Source organism: Parasphingorhabdus halotolerans, assembly GCF_012516475.1.
GTDB classification, from domain to species: domain Bacteria; phylum Pseudomonadota; class Alphaproteobacteria; order Sphingomonadales; family Sphingomonadaceae; genus Parasphingorhabdus; species Parasphingorhabdus halotolerans.
The window spans coordinates 2,935,292-2,955,678 of the sequence record NZ_CP051217.1 but is presented as its reverse complement, the minus strand read 5'-3'; the positions used below and the strand labels follow the sequence as shown (position 1 = coordinate 2,955,678).

Sequence of the window (20,387 nt, the reverse complement as noted above, 5' to 3'; positions counted from 1 at the left end):
AATACGCGCAAAAAAGGGCGGCAAGATCGCTCTCGCCGCCCTCAAAAACTCGAATTTTTCGAATCTAATTCGGCATTCTACTAGCCTTATTAAAGCTTCCGTATTGCTCATTTCCAACGAAACCAAATTTGGTAACGCCGCTATCTTTAATCACCGCCAACGTGCGATCAACCGTCAGATAAGCGCTCAACGGGTCAGGCTGGAACTGAAGCTCTGGCTCAGGGACCATTGATTTGGTCTGCGCCAGAAATTGCTTCACCTGATTTAGCGTCACAGGGCTATCGTTCCAGATGATCTGATTTGTTGCCGTAACGCCAAGCCGGTTCTTTACCGGATCGATAAAATCTTCCGGTGGCGGCGTATCGTCTGCAACCGGTAAATCGATCTTGACCGCGTGGGTCTGAACAGGAATTGTGATGATGAACATGATGAGAAGAACAAGTAGGACGTCGATTAGCGGCGTCGTGTTCATTTCCATCATGGGTTCGCCATCATCCGAACCTCCACTCATTGCCATTGTTGCGTCTCCTTAAATACGTAAAACTAAAATCAACCGCTATTTGTCAACAACGATCGGAGTGGACAAGAAGCCTACCTTAGCAAAGCCAGCGCGTTGCATCGTATAGATGGCGCCGCCAATGCATTTATAGGGTGTGTTAATATCACCGCGGATATGCACTTCTGGCATATCTTCGGGCTTCATATTTTCCACACCGCCAAAGGCTTCGATCTGATCTTCAAGTTGCTTGACCGCCCGTGTGACGAGCTCCGTCGAATCCACCGGCGTAGTGTTCCAGTATACCCGGCAATTTCCGCCAGGATTTGCACCTGCATATTCCGGATCACCGGGATCACGACCAGCAGAATCTGTGGTTGTAACAGCCAGCAGAACATTTTCTCGCTTGGTTGTGGTCACTTCGAACGGCAGCACAGGAAGTTCCAACTCCACCGTCTGAATAACCACTGGAACCGCGATCAGAAAGATGATCAGCAAAACCAGCATGACGTCCACCAAAGGCGTTGTATTAATGTCTGATACCGGTTTTCCTCCCGTATCTCCAACATTCATTGCCATGAATTCATCCTCTCGGTTCTTTACTTCATGTTCGGGAAGGGCAAATTACCATTCCCGCTAGTACCGACCGAGCGCTTCCCAAATAGGGAAGGCCCGGTCCGCACCTTATTTCTTCGCTGCTGGTGCTGCTGGTTTAGCAGGGGCAGCGGACTTGACCGCAGCAGTAGCAACAACTGGTTTCACGCCGCCATCGGAAGAGATGTATCCAAGAACATCATTGGAAAACGCGCTGAGGTCTTCGGCGATTCTCTTGTTGCGACCCTGCAGCCAGTTATAGGCAAGCACGGCAGGAACAGCCACAGCCAGACCAAGTGCGGTCATGATCAGTGCTTCACCCACCGGACCGGCAACAGCATCAATCGATGCCTGGCCAGCGATACCGATTTTAATCAGTGCGCGATAGATACCGATAACCGTACCGAACAAACCGATAAACGGTGAGGTAGCGCCAACCGTTGCCAGCCAAGGCAGGCCGGAAGCCAACTTGGAATTGATCAAGCCTTCGGAACGCGCCAGCGATCCGTGCAACCAGTCATGGGCTTCAACAGGATCTGTCAGACGAGCGTGATCTTCTTCAGCACGGATACCGTCATCGACAATTTGGCGATAAGCGCTATTTTTTTCGAGCTTGGCAGCGCCCTCTTTAAGGCTACCGGCGCGCCAAAATGTCGCGCGCATTGCATTCCCTTGTTTCATAACCTTGTTTTGTTCGAACAGTTTCGAGAATAAGATATAGAAAGACGAAATCGACATTGCGACAAGGATAAGGAAAGTGGCCCACGCAATCGCGCCGCCCTGTTCCAGTGCTTCCATCAGACCGAAAGCGTTTTGCGGTGCGCCTTCTCCGGCAGCGGCTAATATTTCAATCAACATTTTAACATTCCCCTCAGGATAAATATTATTCTAAAAAATTTGATTTGTGAGAGGCTGGCGGAATTGCCGCCCCTCACATCTAAAGTGCACTATTTTGGTATCTGCCAACGAACTGCGCTGGACCAAGTTCCGGTCGTCGGGTTGCCATTAGAATCTAGCCTCGGACTAAACCGACCACGGCGTTGCAAGTTCTTACATGCAGCATCGTCGAGGTCACTATGACCACTAGAACCCGTTACCTGACAGCTCGCGACCCGTCCATCGGCACCAACTGTTAGGGTAAACCGTGTGGTACCTTCACGTTCCTCACGCAATGCACGTGATGGATAGTCGTTGGCGTTCGCCCAGTTCCCAGGATTGCCACGTGGTTCCGGATTCGCACGCTGTGGCGGCGGCGGAGGCGGAGGCGGAGGTGGCGGAGGCGGAGGCGCTGCTACAGGTCGTGGCGGCGGCGGTGCCGTCGGTACCGTGCGTATCACCGGCCTTGGCGCAACCACTGGCGCCACGATTGGCGGCGGCGATACCACAGGCGGTGGCTCAATCGGTTTATCCGGTGGAGGTGGAGGTGGTTCCTCCGGTTCTTCCGGCGGTTCCTCTTCCTGGATATCGATCATATCGAGCTCCGATGCCACCTTAACCACTGCGTTATAAGCAAGGCCGGTAACCAGAGCATATCCAAGCAACACGTGAATTATGACAACAAGAGCGATTGATACGATCTTGCTAGAACTCATCTGTTGGTCAGCATAAGCCATTCAGATATATAACTCCTTTTCTACCCCAGGGGTCAGGTCGCCTCAAAAGGTTTCCATCAAAGGACAAGTGGTAGAAATACCACTGCGACCCCTAGTTTCCCCATGGCAACTTTTCGTTCAATGAAAGCTGCCTTGCTAAAGGTTTTAACGCGGGAGTTGGGGACAGGCAATCGCTTTGTTAGTTCAGCGCTGATTAAGCTGTAAAATTGGCATGATCGCGGCTAGGAATAATCATCACAAAAGAGAGTTTGGTGAAATAATGTTGCAACATTTTAGGGTCATTGTCAGCGGTCTCATATTAGCGCTAACGTGCAATTATCCGGTATATTCTCAAACCGGCGGGGTTCCTGATCAACTGCAATACGCAGACCTTGCAGACCTAAGCGCGAACGCACCGGTGATTGTTCAAGCCACAGTAAAAAAAGCTGTTAAGGTTTCGCCTGAACGAGCGCCAAATGCGCCTATTGGCACTGAGAGATATTACGTCGAGGCCTCTACAGATGCTTTGATTCGGGGCCGCGGCGGTATACCCGATGTGATTCGCTACGTAATTGACTTGCCTCTCGATAGTCGTGGACGCGCACCCAAAATCAAACGGCAGACATTCATTATCTTTGCCCAAAATGGCACAGGCAGTGCCGGAAATATACAGCTTGTAGCGCGCGACGCCCAAATTTTATGGACTCCGGACCGTGATGCCCGTGTACGTGCGCTGGTGCGAGAGATAGTGAGGCAAGATGCCCCACCGACTATAAACGGGATTGTCAGCGCTTTCCACGTGCCGGGAACGATAATCGGCGAGGGCGAAACGCAGATATTTTTGAAAACTGAGAATGGGCAGCCCGTTTCAATAACGATATTGAGTCGAGATGGGCAAAAGAAACGCTGGGCAGTATCGTTAGGCGAGATTGTTGATGAAGCCGCAAAAGCCCCTGTGCGCAATAGTCTCCTCTGGTATCGTCTCGCTTGCTTCCTTCCCAGAGACCTGCCCTTTGAAGCGTTGGAGGGTGTATCGCCTTCGAACGCAAATCAGGCGCGTCTGGATTATCGCATGGTCATTCAGGATTTGGGTAATTGCCCGCGCGCTCGCCGCGCTGATGATCGCTGATCTGCGATCTGATAACTAACATATTGTCCGCAAAGCGAAGGCATGATCACCCGAACGATAAACTCGGGCTGGAAAAAGCTGACAGCCACGCTATGGCATCCTGAGAATTGGATCTGAAAAATCCAGTCATTGTTCTGACTTCGCTGTACTCCGGGCGATATTAACCAAACAAGGCTTTCAAAATGACGACCAACCCTCTTCAAATCGCATTGGTAGGCTTGGGCACAGTAGGCACTGGCGTAATCAAGCTCATTAATGAAAATGGCGCAATGATCGCGCAAAGAGCCGGCCGTTCGGTCGAGATAGTGGCGGTATCAGCCCGCGACAAAGGCCGCGATCGCGGTGTCAATCTTGGTAAGTATCAGTGGATAGACGATCTTGGCGCACTGGCGACCAATCCAGACGTTGATTGTGTGGTTGAGTTGATCGGCGGGTCCGACGGAACTGCTCTGGAACTGGCAAAGAACAGCCTCAATGCCAGAAAATCATTCATCACTGCCAATAAGGCGATGATTGCCCATCACGGTATGGAACTGGCGCGACTGGCAGAAGACCATGGTGTTTCTCTGAAATATGAAGCGGCTGTTGCGGGTGGTGTTCCGGTCATCAAAGGTCTGCGTGAAGGGGCCTCGGCCAACAGGATTGAGCGCGTTTACGGTATACTCAACGGCACTTGTAATTATATTCTTACAACGATGGAAAAACATGGTCGCGATTTCGACACGGTATTAAAAGACGCTCAGGATTTGGGTTACGCGGAAGCTGACCCCGGTTTTGATATTGAAGGCGTCGATGCAGCTCACAAACTGGCTATATTGGCGGCGCTTTCCTTTGGTAAAGCGATTGACTTCGAAGGCGTTGAAACCGCCGGTATAAGAAGCATAATGGCGGCGGATATCGGCCAGGCCAAGGCACTGGGCTACCGGATTCGTTTACTCGGCATGGCGCGAATTGATGACGACAAGCTGTTCCAGAGGGTCAATCCTTATCTGGTACCAGAAAGCCATCCTCTGGCCCATATCGATGGCTCGACGAACGCGGTCGTCGCAGAAGGCAATTTCTCCGGTCGGCTAATGTTCCAGGGCGCAGGCGCGGGCGATGGGCCGACAGCGTCATCGGTAGTCGCTGACCTGATCGATATCGCACGCGGCGAAAACGGGACAGTTTTTGCCGTACCCGCGAGTAAGATGGAAAAAATCGAACGCGCAGAAAGCGGTAATCGCACCGGCAAAACCTATATCCGTTTCATTGTGGCTGACAAACCGGGTGTATTGGCTGAAATCACTGCAGCCATGCGCGATGCCAGTGTTTCGATAGAAAGTCTGATTCAGACCGAGAAAACCGCCGAGGGTTCGGTGTTGATCTCTATGGTTACACATGACAGTCTCGAACGAGACGTCACCAACAGCCTTGCAAATCTATCCAGCTCCACCAGTTTGCAGGGTGCGCCGGTTGTTATGCACCTGCTTAGCGATGAGGATTAGGTTCTATTCCGTTGATTTGACCTTGCTGATTTGTGCCCGCTTTACATAGTCTTCGTCCGGCACACCGGGATCAATCACTTTCCATAAGCGACCCGCTGGTCCGCTAACACCGCCACCGGCTCCGCCAAAACCGACTGACACAATATGCAAACCTTTGAAACATTTGCGTTCAGAAGCATCTATGTAGCAGCGGCCTGTGTTCACATATTGCGCGTCTCCCTGTGGTATAGGCTCGCTGATCCGCTGTCCGCGTTCAATCAGTTCAGGAAATGGCAGACGATGACGGCGATTGGCATCAAAGGCTCCGCAGACGATAATTTCGTCAGCCCGATCATTTTTCAAACATCCGTCTGCGTCAACCGCAACCAGTTTATTGGCGTTTACGATCATCTGCTCTGCACTCAAATATATGACATTCGATAGCGGATCAGAAGACAGTTCGGCACTCGCATTCCCCGGTGTTAAAAAGAAAGCTGCCATTGAGATTAGCGATATAAGCCTTCTCGACATTGTAATGACGCTCCCCTATCGAGTTCTGAAAATCGGCTTTGACAAAAAGGATTAAGGATAAACATGCCGCAATCAAGTGATATTTTAGATCGTATTCTCGTAATGGAGATGGTTCGTGTAACCGAGGCGGCGGCGATTTCTGCTGCCAATCTCATTGGACGGGGTGACGAAAAAGCGGCAGATGCCGCCGCTGTGGAAGCTATGCGGGAGGCGCTCAATGCCCTTCCGATTGATGGCACCGTAGTCATTGGTGAAGGCGAACGCGATGAAGCACCGATGTTGTTCATTGGTGAGAAAGTCGGTTCCGAACAAGATGGCGGGCCGCAGATCGATATTGCGCTTGATCCATTGGAAGGCACGACAATCACTGCAAAAGCTGGAGCAAATGCATTGGCCGTGCTGGCTATTGCGGAAAAAGGCAACCTGCTGAACGCCCCGGATGTCTACATGGAAAAGCTGGCAGTTGGCCCCGGCTATTCTGAAGGTATTATCGATCTTGATAAATCCGTGACCGAGAATGTCACTGCTGTTGCGAAGGAAAAAGGCGTTGCGCCGGCTGACATTATCGTTTGTGTGCTCGACCGCCCACGTCACGAGAAAATCATCGCTGAACTGCGCTCAATTGGCTGTGGCATCATGCTTATTCCAGACGGCGATGTTGCCGGCGTAATTGCCACAACAGACGAAGACACTACTGTTGATATGTACATGGGGTCCGGCGGGGCACCAGAAGGTGTTTTGGCAGCAGCAGCTTTGCGCTGCGTTGGCGGCCAGTTTAAAGGGCGGCTCCTGTTCCGCAATGACGACGAGCGTCAACGCGCCTATAAATGGGGTATTGACGATCTAGACAAGATTTATGACCTGACAGAACTCGCTAAAGGCGATGTGATTTTTGCCGCGACTGGCGTCACCCATGGTTCTTTACTGGCAGGCGTCAAGAAATTGCGCAGCGGCAAAATGACCACCGAAAGCGTGGTGATGCGGGCGTCATCCGGCACTGTTCGCTGGGTAAAGAGCGAACACGGTAAAAACTAATGGGCTCGCGCCTGTCAGATATGGTAAAGCGCGTGCTGAGGGCGCGAGTATTTATTTGGCTGGCGCTTCCCTTCTTCGCCTCTGGTTGCATAACGCCGGTCGAGTACGGCGATGTTCGGCACATCGACTATATTGACAACGCCCGGTGCCAACCAGAGGCGAAATCCGATGGCACTTTTATTGACCAACCCTATTTTGTCGTGACTAGCCGCCTCCCCGATTGCCGAACGGAGCGCGTTACCCTGCTCAATCATCGCAGCGATATTATTCGATATGGCCGATTTGCCGCTCCCCAGGAAATGGCAGTTACCAGCGCGAAAGGTAAAACCAAAAATGTAACAGCGATCCCGTTTTCGCTGAGTAACAACCAGCAATGGTGGGATGATCTGTCCCGAGAGGCACAGCAACATGATGGCCGGATATTGCTCTATGTCCATGGCTTCAAGGAAACATTTTTCACCAGCGCTCGCGATAGCGCTCAAATTTCCAGACTTTCCGGCCTCGATATCCCGATGGTGCACTATAGCTGGCCTTCGCAAGGCGCACTGTTGAAATATGCGACAGACGAAACCAACATGTATTATAACGAGCGCCAGTTTCGCGGTTTTCTAACGAGGCTAGCCCAACAACCCTGGACCAAAGAGATAATATTGGTCGCCCATTCCTTGGGCGCGCGTCTTGTAATTCCCGCAGTTGAATTTGTCGACCGCAACAGCAGCAGCGAAGATTCGAGCAATATTTCGAATATCATTCTCGCCTCTCCAGATGTCGATCGTCAGGATTTTGAACGTGATATTGCCGAGACAGTGCTGACAACGCGTCGCGTGAATAATGATCGCCGGATCACCGTTTATGCTTCAGCTAAAGACCGGGCATTGGGCGCTTCCTATAATATACATGGCTACCCCCGGCTGGGCAGACCCGATTGCTTCGATCCGTTCGAAGCGGCGGCGCTTAAGGAAAAAGGACTGCCGGAGCGGTGCTACGCATCGAAAACCAAATATGACACGCCCCCTGAAAAAAGTGGGCTGACAATTATTGATACAACCGAAGTCAGCCGTGGACGCACTGGTCATAGTGATTATCTGACCAGCGCGGCGGCTTGCACTGACTTTATGGCCATCATCAATGGCGAACGCAATCGCACGACGGGGCGCGAGGAAACACGCTTATCACATGTTTTTGCCTTAAGTCCTGTACCGAAAGATAAGCGCCCAGATGATAGCATTGTCTGCCGCAGGGATCGCAATTAGGCACCGAACCTCATGGGAGCGGCTACGACAGACTTTGAAATTTTAATGGCAAATGTCCGCGCTTGCACAATCTGCAATGATCTCCCGCTTGGTCCAAAGCCGTTGTTGCAGGCCAGCAACAAATCCAGAATATTAATCGCCGGGCAAGCGCCAGGCAAAAAAACCCATGACAAAGGCCGGCCTTTTGACGATGCGAGCGGAAAGCGGCTCCGCCAATGGTTGGGCGTGAGCGAAAAACAGTTTTACGATCAGGACATTTTCGCGATTGTCCCAATGGGGTTCTGCTACCCCGGTTCCGGCAAAGACGGTGATCTTCCACCCCGCCCGAATGCGCGCCGCAGTGGCGTAGACCGCTGCTGGATGCGCTGCCCAATATCGAGTTGACGCTCATTCTTGGTCAATATGCGCTGGAATGGCATATTGGTGATGCAAAATCCAAAACGCTAACCGCTACTGTCGAAAGATGGCAAGAATTCTGGCCGTCAGCCCTTCCCCTTCCCCACCCTAGCCCGCGCAATATCCGCTGGTTCAAAGCCAATCCATGGTTTGAAGACGATGTCGTACCGGTTCTGCAGAAGTACGTGTTAGACTTGGTTTAAAACACTCCCATCGCCAAACCCGCCGCCAAGGTTGCACCTAACTTACGACACGACGACAAATCCGATTCGTCAATTGACTTGTCTGCCAAGATTTCCTCGCTGGTCTGCGCATGCGTACAAATCACCAGCGTATCAATGACCTTTTTGAGACGCCAGCCGGTGGCAATCCTCTCCAGTTGGCGCTTCGCATTTTCGCCATCCGAACCGGCACATATCATGGCTGCATACGGCCGTCCTTCAATCCTACCCAAAAGCGGATAATAACAACGATCAAAAAAAGCCTTCATCACGCCCGCAATCGCCGCCAGATTTTCCGGCGTGGCAAAAATATAGCCATCGGCAGCGAGAATATCGTCTGGCAGACAATCTTCGGCCTGCAACATTTTGGGTTCGCAATTATCCTCCCCGCGAGCCGCATCAAAACACGCTTCTGCCATTTGCCGGGTGCCACCGGTATAGCTATAATAAACTATCAACAGTTTTTTCATTGCCCCCTCCCTAACAACTCTCAAAGCAATTGTCAGCGATGCTTGCTTCGCGCATAGCTTGCAACATGAACGCTGTCCTCAACGTCACACAATCCCTCTCTGGCCATTCATGGCAATGGCGAAGCACCAGCGCCGACGCGCGCGATCCCGGTTTCCAACCGGATGATCTGGTTACGCAGCTTCTGCTGGCACGCGGCGCGACACGCGAGACGCTGGAGATCAATCGCGATCCGACCATACGAGGTTTCATGCCGGACCCTTCCGTGTTTCAGGATATGGATAAAGCGGCAGAGCGCATATCCGATGCCATCGCGAAACAACAAAAAATAACTGTCTTCGGCGACTATGATGTCGATGGTGCAACCAGCGCGGCATTGCTCATTCGCCTGCTCCGCGATCTTGGCCTGGAAGCTGGCTATTATATCCCCGACCGGCTGATGGAAGGCTATGGCCCTTCCGGTGAAGCACTGGTCAAGCTGGGCGAACAGGGTTCTGAATTGGTGGTCACCGTGGATTGTGGCGCGATGGCCTATGATGCGCTCGATATGGCAAACAAGGCGGGCGTTGAAGTCATTGTGGTCGACCATCACAAATGTGCAGCCGAGCTTCCCAAGGCGATGGCATTGGTAAACCCCAACCGACTGGATGAGAGCGATGCAGGTGCCGAGCACGGCCATTTAGCCGCTGTTGGTATGGCATTTCTCCTCGGTGCCGCAATTGTCAGAACATTGCGAGGACGCGGCTATTTTGAGAACCGCAGCGAACCCAAATTGCTGGAGCTTCTTGATATCGTCGCACTGGGGACCGTGGCTGACGTCGCACAGTTACGTGGCCTGAACCGGGCCTTTGTGGCGCAGGGCCTGAAGGTTCTGGCTGGTCGGCAGAACATCGGCTTGGCGGCGTTGATCGACGTTAGCCGCCTCAAACGCGCGCCGATCTGCTCAGACCTCGGATTTGCGCTTGGTCCACGCATTAACGCTGGCGGCCGCGTTGGCAAATCCGATCTTGGCGTCCGCCTTTTGATAACGCAAGATCCAGACGAAGCCCAGGATATCGCAGCCCAGCTTAGCCATCTTAACGAGGAGCGCCGTGCCATCGAAGCCTATGTGCTCGAAGAAGCCGAAGCAATGTGCGCCGGACAGCAAAATCAGGCGGTTGCAGTGATCTCGTCAAAAGGCTGGCACCCCGGCGTCATCGGCATTGTCGCGAGCCGCATCAAAGAAAAGCTAAATCGCCCCGCAATCGTCATTGCGGAAGACGAAGAGGGTATTGGCAAAGGCTCCGGTCGCTCCATCTCCGGTGTGGACTTGGGCGCGGCAATAATCGCCGCCAAAGATAGCGGATTGTTGGTGGCAGGCGGCGGCCATGCTATGGCGGCGGGCATCACTATCGAAACATCAAAGATCGACTCCTTTGCCGAGTTTCTCAACGAACGATTATCCGAAACCGTCGGGAAAGCACAAAGCGGGAAAGCCTTGCTGCTGGATGCTGTCCTCTCCCCAAAAGGCGTCAACCCGCTGATTATCGAGGCGATGGACGGCGCTGGACCCTATGGCATGGGTTGGCCTGCCCCGCGTATCGCCACCGGACCAGTGCGGATCATCAAATGCGATATCGTCGGCAAAGACCATGTGCGGATGATCGTCTCGGGCGATGATGGCGGATCCATCAAAACCATCGCCTTTCGAGCGGCAGAAACCGATCTCGGCCAAGCCCTGCTCAGCGCGCCAAGAGGCAAAAAGCTGTGGATCGCCGGCCGGGCAAAAATTGACGATTGGGGCAGCCGGCCTGCCGCTGAAATCCATCTCGAAGACGCGGCGTGGGCAGAATGATAAACCGCCACCCAAACAGCCAGCAATAACCGCCAATAAGGGGTTGACCAAAGCCCCGGACATCCCTAATTGCCGGGCTTCGCCAATCAGGCACGCTGCAAAGCACTGGTACGGCCCCTTCGTCTAGCGGTTAGGACGCGGCCCTTTCACGGCTGAAACACGGGTTCGATTCCCGTAGGGGTCACCATCTTGACGTCTCGGAACGTCCCGCAAACTCTCCTCAACTTACTGTATTTTATGCGGATTATCTGCTATGATCGTCTCGAAAAGTTCAGAGATATCTCGCCCAATTTCGGAACATTTATGGTACGATTGATGGACCTCTGGCTTACCTATGCCAATGGAGGTCCATCATGTCAGAAAGTGGTTTCAGAAAAACTGGATTAACGGCAGCTTGGGTGAAACGCGCCAAGCCAAAGGACAAGCCTTACAAGATCAGCGACCGAGATGGGCTTTACCTTCTAATCAAGCCGAGCGGTGTCCGTTACTGGCGCATGAATTACCGCTTTAACAATCAACAGCGGACATTATCATTCGGCCGCTGGCCTGAACTTACGCTTGCGGAAGCACGCGAACGGCTCATCGATGCGCGGCGGCTTCTGGCCGACGGTATCGATCCAATGGAACAAGCCATGCTCGATAAGATCGCTGCCTCCGTTGCCTCAGCCAATACATTTCAAACCGTCGCCGAAGAATGGCTCGCCAAGCTGGAAGCTGAGCAAAAGGCACCGGCAACGCTCAAGAAAAATCGCTGGTTAGTTTCCTTCGCCTTCCCCACGCTTGGCAAACGGCCCATCACGCAGATCACGCCGCACGAAATGCTGCTAGTGCTGCGCAAGATTGAAGCACGCAAACATTATGAAACGGCAAAACGGGTGCGCAGCAGCTGCAGCCAAGTGTTTCGCTATGCCATCGCGACTGCGCGCGCCGACCGCGATATCTGCACCGACTTGCGCGGTGCGCTCATAACGCCAAAGGTCACCCACCGCGCCGCGATCATAACGCCGACGGAAGCAGGCGCATTGCTGCGGACTATTGACGGCTATGATGGCAATTACCTGACCAAAATTGCGCTGCAATTGCTGCCCCATATCTTCGTCCGCCCCGGCGAGCTTCGCAATGCGGAATGGCGCGAATTTGACTTGGATAAGCGCGTGTGGACCATCCCCGACTATAAGATGAAGATGCGGCGGCCCCATGCCGTGCCCTTGTCGGATCAGGCTCTGGCGATCCTTCGCAAGGTCGAACATGATGCCTCACTCAGCCCGTTCCTGTTTCCATCGCTGCGATCAAATGACCGCCCGATGTCGGACAATACGCTCAATGCCGCTCTGCGCCGCTTGGGCTATGGGCAAAATGAAATGACGGCGCACGGCTTCCGCGCCATGGCCGCTACCTTGCTCAACGAAATGGGCATCTGGAACGCCGATGCCATCGAACGCCAGCTCGCTCATGCCGACAATAATGGCGTGCGCCGCGCCTATGCACGCGGTCAATATTGGGATGAGCGCGTGCGCATGATGCAGCATTGGTCCGACTATCTCGATCAGCTCAAAAGCGGTGCCACTATCCTGAGGCCTAAATTCGGCCAAAGCGGGTCATAACGCTCCCATAACGCCTACCAACCACCAGACTGTAAGCTCGCCTTGGAATTATTCTTCGGTCACCAATTGCCTTGCATTAAATCGCAATTGGTAACGTGCTGACGCATACATTACCGCTCCGAGGCCCGCCCATTTCCCTTGATTTGCGAGTGATTTACCATCAGAAATTTCGCGATAAACCTAAATTATGGGCAAATCACGAATATCCTATCTTTAATCACTATTATTCAATATGTTATCGCGGTTTGATTTACGGATGAATTGTATATTCGCGCTCTAAATCACCATCAAATTACTTAAAGCCAACGCCGATTTTGGAATATAAATAATTGATATCAAATAGGTATTTTACCGCAGTCCGCTGCGTAGGGTGTGCTGTCAAGTTCCCAGCTCGGCAGGCCCGATCCAGTCCAATTTCTCGACCGCTAAATAGCTGATTTAAAACAACTTTCCTTCAAAAGTACAGGATGGGTGTATTTGGGACGGGAAGAGAAGAGGCCCAAAAAAGGCCGTTTGGCAACCAAATAGCATGCAAAAGACGAAAACTGCCGAGCGGTTTTTATCAATTTTCTGCTGGATTGGAGAGACTGTTGGTGCGTTTGCAATGGCATTGAAGGTACAAACTGGCGATATAATTTATCGCCAAATAGACGTTATAATTGGAGCAAAGAAAAAGGCCCGGTAGCGAATGCTACCGAGCCTGGGAAAGTTGGAATGTTTGTATCGATTAATCAGCAGATTTGACTTTCGCCTTGGAGAGAAAATCAACTTGCTCAGCGATGATTTCGCAGCCGTAACGAGTGACGTTTTTATCGTCTGTCCACTTGGTATAATGTAGACGTCCTGTGACCATTATCATGGCTCCTTTGGTGACATGGTCTGCAACGCATTTGCCGATACCATTGAAGCAGGTGATCCGGTGCCATTCGGTTTCTTGCTGGCGTTCTCCTTCACTGTCTTTGTAGGACCGAGTTGTGGCGAGTGAGATGTTGGTAATCGTTGCATCTGACCTGGTTTCGCGAACCTCCGGATCGTTTCCTACGAAGCCGACGAGTGTAACTGTGTTTTTCATGATTGAAGTACCTTTCGAAGCTATTTGTTCGTCCAAGGGACTATCCCTTTGACTAAGCCCCGAAAGGTCCGGTTGGGGTCTGGACTGCACCGAATGATAATGAGGGAAACCCCGCATGAAGGGGTGGTGCGGGCAGGCATCCGCAGGATGACAACACGGCCCTGAAGATGCGCGGGTTGCAGGTCCAGGCACCATCCGGACAGGGGCGGTTTATGTCAGATATGGGGATGTGTTTTTTGGATGACAAAAACTGGTGAAAAGGATTGAGGCGTCCAAAATAGGGCGAATGAATGCCGCTTCACTTGGGAGGGCACGATGTCGTCTTGTGGGCCGTTTGCAGCCAGTCTGGTTCTGCCCGTTTTGGGCGCAAAAGCAGGCACTAGCCCGCAAATAAAACAAGACGCCGATTGCACCAACTGCCGACATTTGCATAAAGAAAGGAGCGAGTGGCCCCAGCCACTCGCTCCAGCTAATCCAACTGATCCTGATTCAACGGGAGGAAGTACCAGGTTCATTTGGATTTTCGCGGTCTAAAGCGCGCAACTGCCCCTTAGATTGCCAACCATTTTTTCCATCGCGGTTCTGATGATTGCCACATCTGCGTCAGAAACATCCTTTAACATTATCTCATAAACGGCGTTAGCTTCTCTCCGAAGTTCCGGAATAATACTGACTGCCTTTGGACGCAGAAATATCCGCCAGACACGCCGGTCACCTTCTGCGGGCAGACGTTCGACAAACTCTAGCTTTTCAAGATGATCAATTGCCAATCCGATCGTAGCTCTCTCCAATTCAAGGCAGTTTGCCAACTCGGTTTGCGTCATTCCCTCGGTCTTGATCAGATATGCCAATGTTCTCCACTGCGTGCGGGACAAGCCAAACTGGACAATCGATGCATCGAATGCCTTGCGCAGAACTCGCGGCACTTCCTCAAGCAAAAACGCAAATTCATCGGCCTCATTGAGGAAGCCATCTTGCGCGTCGGAACTCATTGTAGCTGTTTCGGTTGTCATGATAACGGCTATACCGTAAATTCAATATAATATAAAGCTCTTTACTGTTTATCTTTTTACAGCCTATAAAATGAGAATGAATCGTGAAGATATCTCTTTAGCAGGCCATAACGGCTTGCAGATTTCGGCAAGCCGGTCTGGGCCGAAAAACGGATTTCCGGTCATGCTCGCACATGGTGGCGGCCAAACCCGCCACGCGTGGACGAAAGTGCTTGGTGAACTGGCAGAGGCCGGTTACCGCGCCACAGCCATCGATATGCGCGGTCATGGGGACAGCGAATGGGCATCAGATGGCGCATATGATATGTGCGATTTTGCTCTTGATCTAATCGCCGTTTCTTCCCAACTCGATAGTCCTCCAGCGTTGGTAGGAGCATCGCTGGGTGGAATAGCGGGAATGATCGCTGCTGGGGAGTTGGCCCCAGCAAGTTTTACGTCGCTAACACTGGTTGATATTGCGCCGAAGATGGAAGCTGTCGGGGTATCAAGAGTTGTTGGGTTCATGCAGGCTCATATGAAGGATGGATTCTCTTCTCCGGAAGAAGCAGCCAAAATTATCGCGGAGTACATGCCACACCGAGAGAAGCGCAAAGATACTGGTGGGCTTGATCGATATTTACGTAAACGAGACGATGGGCGATATTATTGGCATTGGGATCCCAATTTTATTCATCATGTGACGCGGACGCGTGACAACGCCAGCGATGCAGAGGACAATGGGTTTGCCAGACTAAGTGCCGCCGCTGCGAAGCTGAAACTCCCTGTTCATCTCATACGCGGAGGTTCCAGCGATATGGTCTCGGAAGAGGCTGTAGCTCATTTCCAGGCCTTGGTTCCCGAAGCGATTTTTACCGACATTGCAGATGCTAGTCACATGGTCGTCGGTGACCGCAACGACGCATTTTGCTCGGCGATCGTCTCCTTCTTGAATTCTACCCATAAGAGCGGTGCCACAACATGACATTTGATCCCGGTAGTCTTGCTGATTTATTGCTGATTGCTCCTTTCCATCGCTGGTTAGGTTTGAAAATTGTTCAGCAAAGCGACGATCACTTGGAACTGGAAATGCCGTGGCGGGACGAGCTTGTATCTAATCCCGCGATAGGAGCCGCACACGGCGGTATATTGGCATCTCTGATCGATTTAACCGGGCTTTATACGATTATCGCTGTGGGCGGCCTTGCCAAAGCAACCGCAGATTTGAGGGTAGATTATCATCGCCCGGCTACCAAAGGCCCGCTTCGTGCAACTGGACAAGTTATCAAGCTGGGGAAAACGATAAGTACGGCAGAAACACACATATTGGATGCCGATGGCCGATTGGTTGCGAGCGGGCGCGGGGCATATTTGAGCGCGTAAATGATTATCAAAAATATCATATTGCTGTTTTCTTTAGCTATAATAACCTTCCTATCCGGCTGCTCGAATGACGATAGCGGCGATGCAAGCAATGATGCCATCCAGCAAAATGCTGTACTCGAAGTCGACATTCTGACAGCGAAATCCGAACCTTTAGCCGATCCCGTTGAGGTTTTTGGCACGATTGCGGCCAAGCAAAGCAGCGCAATTGGCGCTCTCGTCGAGGGGCCACTTGAGACCATGTTTGTGACGGTTGGGGATAGAGTTAAGAAGGGACAAGCGCTTTTTCAGATCAGGCAAGCAGATTATAAAAGACGTGTTGCAGAAGCATCCGCAGCGCTGCGTTTAACGGAAGCACAGGCTATACAGGCCCAGCGCCAATATGACCGCGTAATTGCGCTTGCCCCGAGAGGCTTCGTGTCAAAAGCGCAAGTCGAACAGGTCGAAACGGACTTAGCCGTCGCCAGAGCACAAGTATCTCAATCACAATCCGTACTGGCCACCGCTAAACAAGCCCTTCGCGACACTATTGCACGTGCCCCATATAACGGCGTTGTGACTGCTAGAATGGTCGACGAGGGGTCCTATCTCAACAACCGTTTTTCAATGGGCGAACAATCCTCAGCATTGCAATTACAGGAGTTGGGAATAGTTGCGGCAATCGTCAGTGCTCCGCAGGCCCGCGTTGATGATCTTAAGCTCAATCAAAGTGCAAAGGTTTACATTGATGGCTTTGATGAGCCCTTCGAAAGCTATGTTTTCATCATAAATGATCGAGTTAATCCAGAATCCCGGACAGTCGAATTGCGGTTGCCAATAAGAAATCCTGACTATCGGATCAGTAGCGGACTTGGAGCGCGCGCACTAATCGAAACGCCTCCAGAAGACGTGATTATTCTGCCTAGATCAACAGTTAAAGGCGACAGCGCTGCTGCATATATATTCTTGTTTGAGAAAGGCATTGCACGTCGACGGGATATAGGGATCGAAAGCATAGATTTTGAACGGGTAAAGATCACCCAGGGCGTCCAGAGCGGCGACAAAATTATCAAAAACCCACCATCTACTTTGCGGGACGGACAAAAAGTAGAGCGCAAGCAAAGAAAGTCTGCAAGCTAAGCTGATGTGGATTTCCGATGTCTCGATCCGGCGTCCAGTTTTCGCGACAATGGTAATTGCTTCGCTTGTCGTTCTGGGCCTGTTGAGTTTTGGGAGATTAGGTGTTGATCTGTTCCCCAAAATCGAATTTCCTTATGTTTCGGTGATCACGACTTTGCCCGGTGCTTCTCCAGATACGGTTGAAACTGAAATAACCGACATTATCGAGGAAGAGGTCAATAGCGTTTCTGGAATTCGGCAAATGCGTTCAGTCAGCGCGGAAGGCGTCAGCCAGGTCGTTTTAGAGTTTGAGTTATCGGAAGATGCCGACGTGAAAGCTCAAGATGTGCGGGATCGGGTGGCCAGCATATTGAGTAATCTACCAGAAGATTCTGACGCGCCAGTTGTCGAAAAGCTTGATCCCGATGCGGCACCAATATTGTCGCTGCTGATAGCAGGAGATGCGCCCGTTCGAGAACTCACAGTCTTTGCCGATGAGGTTGTCAAAGAAAGGTTGCAACGCATTCGCGGTGTAGGCTCCATTTCAATTGTAGGCGGGCGAGAGAGAGAAATGCGGGTCTGGCTTGATCCCGCAAAGATGCGTGCAAGCAATGTCAGCACGGACAATGTTATCACGGCATTGAGAAGCGAAAATGCCGAATTGCCGGGCGGCCGCCTTGAGATTGACGGTCGCACCAAGCAATATGGAACCAGAACATTGGCGGAAGCCAATACAGCCTCGGAATTTGGCGATCTCGCGGTGGAATATAGACCCAACGGACAGGTCACCCGCATCCGCGATATTGGCCGCGTCGAAGATTCTGTAGAGGATGAAACTAGCTATGCTCAATTAAATGGTCGCCCCGGAGTTGTGCTTGAGGTTCGCAAGCAATCTGGAAGCAATACCGTAGAAATGAGCAAGGCAATTAAAGCGGAAATTGAGCAGATCAAAGATCGATTGCCGAGCGGCGTTGAAATTGTTGTCACGAGAGAAACCGCAAGATTTATCGAATCGGCTATTGGTGATGTTCTCTTTGATTTGATGATCGCTGTAATATTGGTTGTTATTGTCACATTCTTTTTTCTGCTTAGCTGGCGGGCAACGTTCATTGTTATGTTAGCCATCCCAACGTCAGTTATTGCTACGTTTGCTGCCTTTGCGGCCTTCGATTTTACACTTAATTTCATGACATTATTGGCGTTGACGGTTGCGATTGGATTGCTTGTTGATGATGCTATCGTGGTTGTTGAAGCTGTGCAAAGTGATGTCGATGAAGGCGCTGATCCAATGGAGGCGGCACCAAAAGCAACCAAACGCGTCGCTTTGGCGGTGCTTGCCGGGACATTCGCCACATTGGCTGTTTTTGTGCCCATCGCCTTTATGGACGGATTAGTAGGACGCTTCTTTCTTCAATATGGTTTAGCGATTGTATTTTCGGTTAGCGTGTCATTACTGGTTGCGCTGACCTTGTCTCCTATGCTTGCCTCGCGCTTCCTCAAATCGGAAAAAGAAAAAACAGGCTGGTTAGGACAAATTGAGATCTTCCACGAGAATATGCGGAAGCGTTATGAAAAGCTTGTAGGTTGGTCGATCAGAAGACGATATCTCGTTTTTTTGGGAGCAATCATAAGCCTTTTGATCGGAGGTCTTTTTGCAGGTATGGTTCCTGCCACATTCATGCCACTCACAGATAGGTCAGAGTTCCTCGCAAGTGTTGAACTACCTTTGGGAACGGGGATTGAAACTGCTAAAGAGGCATCGTTGCTTGCCGACCAGGCATTGCGCAAAATTGAAGATGTAGAATATGTGTTTGTTACCGCTGGAGCAGGAACAAATCAGAAAACCAATCTGCTCGATTTTTATGTTGATCTCACACCTAAACAAGGTCGATCGGTCAAACAGGGTGCGATCATGGACCAAGCCCGTGAGATCCTTGCAAAGACGCTACCAGAAGCCAAGGATATATCCGCTGTAGAAGTGCCGTGGGTTTCCGGTGCCGGTGTGGGATCGGCTCAGATAGAGCTGATTATTTCGGGTTCTGATCTTACAACCATTAATGAATATGCCGGCATCTTGGCGGCAAAAATGCGCGCTTCGCCGGAATTGGTGGATGTTGCCTCTACTTATGAAGGCGGCAGACCGGAATTGCAGATTAGGTTAGACCGAAATCGGGCAGCAGATTTAGGGGTAACGGCGCGGGACGTCGCTGCAGCATCGCAGACTTTAATCGGCGGGAGAGACGCGGGAACATTTGAAGCAGAAGGTAGGCGCTATGATGTTAGAGTTCGAGTCGATGAAGATAAACGGCAAACTTTGAATGACGTTGCCCGGCTCCCCGTCCGATCAGGGAGCGGGAGTTTAATAGACTTGGCTGCAGTTGCAGATATTGAGGTTGCGGACAGCCCATCTCAGATTGATCGCGTAGACCGAGCCAGGCAAATCACAATCATGGCAAACACACCGCCCGGCGTAGCATTAAGTGTCGCTGTTGCTCAGGTTGACAAAATTTTGGCTAGTCATCCCCCACCTGAAGGAATGTCGACCAAAATGGAGGGTATGGCGCGGAGATTGGCAGACACGACTTCTGCTATATTGCTCGCATTCGCGCTCGCATTTATCGCCCTTTACATTGTCCTTGCCAGCCAATTTGACAGTTTCGGACAGCCTGTCCTGATAATGCTTACAGCCCCCTTTCGTTTTCCGGAGCGTTTATTGCGCTTTGGCTTTCCAATCAGGAATTGAGCATGTTCGCCCAGATTGGTCTGATTGCGCTTATGGGAATTGTGATGAAAAACGGGATTCTTCTGGTAGACCTTGCAAATGATTATCGAAGGAATGGTATGAGCGCGGCAGATGCTATGCAAAAGGCCGCTCCCGAACGGCTCAGGCCAGTGTTAATGACGGCTTTGGCGGCAATTTTTGGTATGATGCCGGTTGCTTTTGCTCAGTCTGATGGCGCTGAATGGCGTAATGCGATGGGCTTCATCATTATGGGCGGATTAGCGACATCGACTTTTTTAACGCTGTTGGTCGTGCCTGCTGCTTATGCCTTGCCCGATGATTATGCTCGGCTAAAAACCCTAGTTCGCGCAAAGCTATCAGGAGAATTTTGGAAAGAACGCCGCGCTTAATCAACTTAGACATCGTAGTTGAGTTCTCATTTTCGTTTGACAATTCCAGCAATCCGATGACGAGCGCATATGATCGACAGAGCGAATAAGAGGTTGG

General features: G+C 51.5%; 17 protein-coding genes, 1 tRNA gene and 2 pseudogenes. 12 read left to right on the top strand and 8 right to left on the bottom strand.

Annotation, left to right across the window (positions count from 1 at the left end; genetic code table 11):
- Positions 1 to 64 precede the first annotated feature (64 nt).
- From HF685_RS14495 to HF685_RS14480, 4 genes are all read right to left on the bottom strand, one after another.
- The gene (locus HF685_RS14495; RefSeq protein WP_168820596.1) at positions 65 to 517 is read right to left on the bottom strand and encodes an ExbD/TolR family protein; all 453 of its coding nucleotides are present in this window, start codon (positions 515 to 517) and stop codon (positions 65 to 67) included.
- A gap of 39 nt (positions 518 to 556) precedes the next feature.
- Complete coding sequence (locus HF685_RS14490) at positions 557 to 1,075, bottom strand: ExbD/TolR family protein (RefSeq protein ID WP_168820595.1); 519 nt, start codon at positions 1,073 to 1,075, stop codon at positions 557 to 559.
- A 105-nt stretch (positions 1,076 to 1,180) separates the two neighbouring features.
- Positions 1,181 to 1,948, bottom strand: coding sequence for a MotA/TolQ/ExbB proton channel family protein (locus HF685_RS14485; RefSeq protein WP_168820594.1), 768 nt, complete (start codon positions 1,946 to 1,948; stop codon positions 1,181 to 1,183).
- An 89-nt stretch (positions 1,949 to 2,037) separates the two neighbouring features.
- Positions 2,038 to 2,703, bottom strand: a complete 666-nt coding sequence (locus HF685_RS14480; RefSeq protein ID WP_168820593.1) for an energy transducer TonB — start codon at positions 2,701 to 2,703, stop codon at positions 2,038 to 2,040.
- Between the two features lie 505 nt (positions 2,704 to 3,208).
- Here HF685_RS14480 and HF685_RS14475 point away from each other — a divergent pair.
- Both HF685_RS14475 and HF685_RS14470 read left to right on the top strand, forming a co-directional pair.
- A complete protein-coding gene (locus HF685_RS14475; RefSeq protein WP_246218644.1) occupies positions 3,209 to 3,811 on the top strand; it encodes a hypothetical protein in 603 nt (200 codons plus the stop codon).
- A gap of 182 nt (positions 3,812 to 3,993) precedes the next feature.
- Positions 3,994 to 5,295: a homoserine dehydrogenase gene (locus HF685_RS14470; RefSeq protein ID WP_168820592.1), complete on the top strand. Its 1,302-nt coding sequence runs from the start codon at positions 3,994 to 3,996 to the stop codon at positions 5,293 to 5,295.
- A gap of 3 nt (positions 5,296 to 5,298) precedes the next feature.
- Here HF685_RS14470 and HF685_RS14465 read toward each other — a convergent pair whose 3' ends face one another.
- On the bottom strand, positions 5,299 to 5,775 hold the full coding sequence (locus HF685_RS14465) for a hypothetical protein (protein ID WP_168820591.1): 477 nt from the start codon (positions 5,773 to 5,775) through the stop codon (positions 5,299 to 5,301).
- A gap of 93 nt (positions 5,776 to 5,868) precedes the next feature.
- Here HF685_RS14465 and glpX point away from each other — a divergent pair, with 93 nt between their 5' ends.
- The 3 genes and pseudogenes from glpX (at position 5,869) to HF685_RS16655 (ending at position 8,692) form a co-directional block, all read left to right on the top strand.
- Positions 5,869 to 6,840: a class II fructose-bisphosphatase gene (gene glpX, locus HF685_RS14460; RefSeq protein WP_168820590.1), complete on the top strand. Its 972-nt coding sequence runs from the start codon at positions 5,869 to 5,871 to the stop codon at positions 6,838 to 6,840.
- Complete coding sequence (locus HF685_RS14455) at positions 6,840 to 8,093, top strand: alpha/beta hydrolase (protein WP_246218643.1); 1,254 nt, start codon at positions 6,840 to 6,842, stop codon at positions 8,091 to 8,093. Before glpX ends, HF685_RS14455 begins: the two co-directional genes overlap by 1 nt.
- A 12-nt stretch (positions 8,094 to 8,105) precedes the next feature.
- A pseudogene (locus HF685_RS16655) lies at positions 8,106 to 8,692 on the top strand (uracil-DNA glycosylase family protein).
- Here HF685_RS16655 and HF685_RS14445 read toward each other — a convergent pair.
- On the bottom strand, positions 8,689 to 9,180 hold the full coding sequence (locus tag HF685_RS14445) for a flavodoxin family protein (RefSeq protein WP_168820589.1): 492 nt from the start codon (positions 9,178 to 9,180) through the stop codon (positions 8,689 to 8,691). The pseudogene HF685_RS16655 and the gene HF685_RS14445 sit on opposite strands and share 4 nt — an antisense overlap.
- A gap of 65 nt (positions 9,181 to 9,245) precedes the next feature.
- Between HF685_RS14445 and recJ the strand changes: the two genes are divergently transcribed.
- The 3 genes from recJ (at position 9,246) to HF685_RS14430 (ending at position 12,616) form a co-directional block, all read left to right on the top strand.
- Complete coding sequence (recJ, locus tag HF685_RS14440) at positions 9,246 to 11,012, top strand: single-stranded-DNA-specific exonuclease RecJ (protein ID WP_168820588.1); 1,767 nt, start codon at positions 9,246 to 9,248, stop codon at positions 11,010 to 11,012.
- 112 nt (positions 11,013 to 11,124) lie between these two features.
- Positions 11,125 to 11,199: transfer RNA gene (locus tag HF685_RS14435), tRNA-Glu, on the top strand.
- A 166-nt stretch (positions 11,200 to 11,365) separates the two neighbouring features.
- Positions 11,366 to 12,616, top strand: a complete 1,251-nt coding sequence (locus HF685_RS14430; RefSeq protein ID WP_168820587.1) for a tyrosine-type recombinase/integrase — start codon at positions 11,366 to 11,368, stop codon at positions 12,614 to 12,616.
- 727 nt (positions 12,617 to 13,343) lie between these two features.
- Here the strand turns inward: HF685_RS14430 and HF685_RS14425 are convergent.
- Both HF685_RS14425 and HF685_RS14420 read right to left on the bottom strand, forming a co-directional pair.
- Positions 13,344 to 13,688, bottom strand: a complete 345-nt coding sequence (locus tag HF685_RS14425) for a single-stranded DNA-binding protein (protein ID WP_168820586.1) — start codon at positions 13,686 to 13,688, stop codon at positions 13,344 to 13,346.
- Positions 13,689 to 14,218: 530 nt separating this feature from the next.
- Complete coding sequence (locus tag HF685_RS14420) at positions 14,219 to 14,701, bottom strand: MarR family winged helix-turn-helix transcriptional regulator (protein WP_246218641.1); 483 nt, start codon at positions 14,699 to 14,701, stop codon at positions 14,219 to 14,221.
- A 70-nt stretch (positions 14,702 to 14,771) separates the two neighbouring features.
- Between HF685_RS14420 and HF685_RS14415 the strand changes: the two genes are divergently transcribed.
- The 4 genes and pseudogenes from HF685_RS14415 (at position 14,772) to HF685_RS14400 (ending at position 20,290) form a co-directional block, all read left to right on the top strand.
- A complete protein-coding gene (locus HF685_RS14415; RefSeq protein WP_246218640.1) occupies positions 14,772 to 15,662 on the top strand; it encodes an alpha/beta fold hydrolase in 891 nt (296 codons plus the stop codon).
- Positions 15,659 to 16,060, top strand: a complete 402-nt coding sequence (locus tag HF685_RS14410; protein WP_168820585.1) for a hotdog fold thioesterase — start codon at positions 15,659 to 15,661, stop codon at positions 16,058 to 16,060. The genes HF685_RS14415 and HF685_RS14410 overlap by 4 nt, the downstream gene beginning before the upstream one ends.
- The gene (locus tag HF685_RS14405; RefSeq protein ID WP_168820584.1) at positions 16,061 to 17,179 is read left to right on the top strand and encodes an efflux RND transporter periplasmic adaptor subunit; all 1,119 of its coding nucleotides are present in this window, start codon (positions 16,061 to 16,063) and stop codon (positions 17,177 to 17,179) included.
- A gap of 4 nt (positions 17,180 to 17,183) precedes the next feature.
- Positions 17,184 to 20,290, top strand: a pseudogene (locus tag HF685_RS14400) (efflux RND transporter permease subunit).
- Positions 20,291 to 20,387 lie beyond the last annotated feature (97 nt).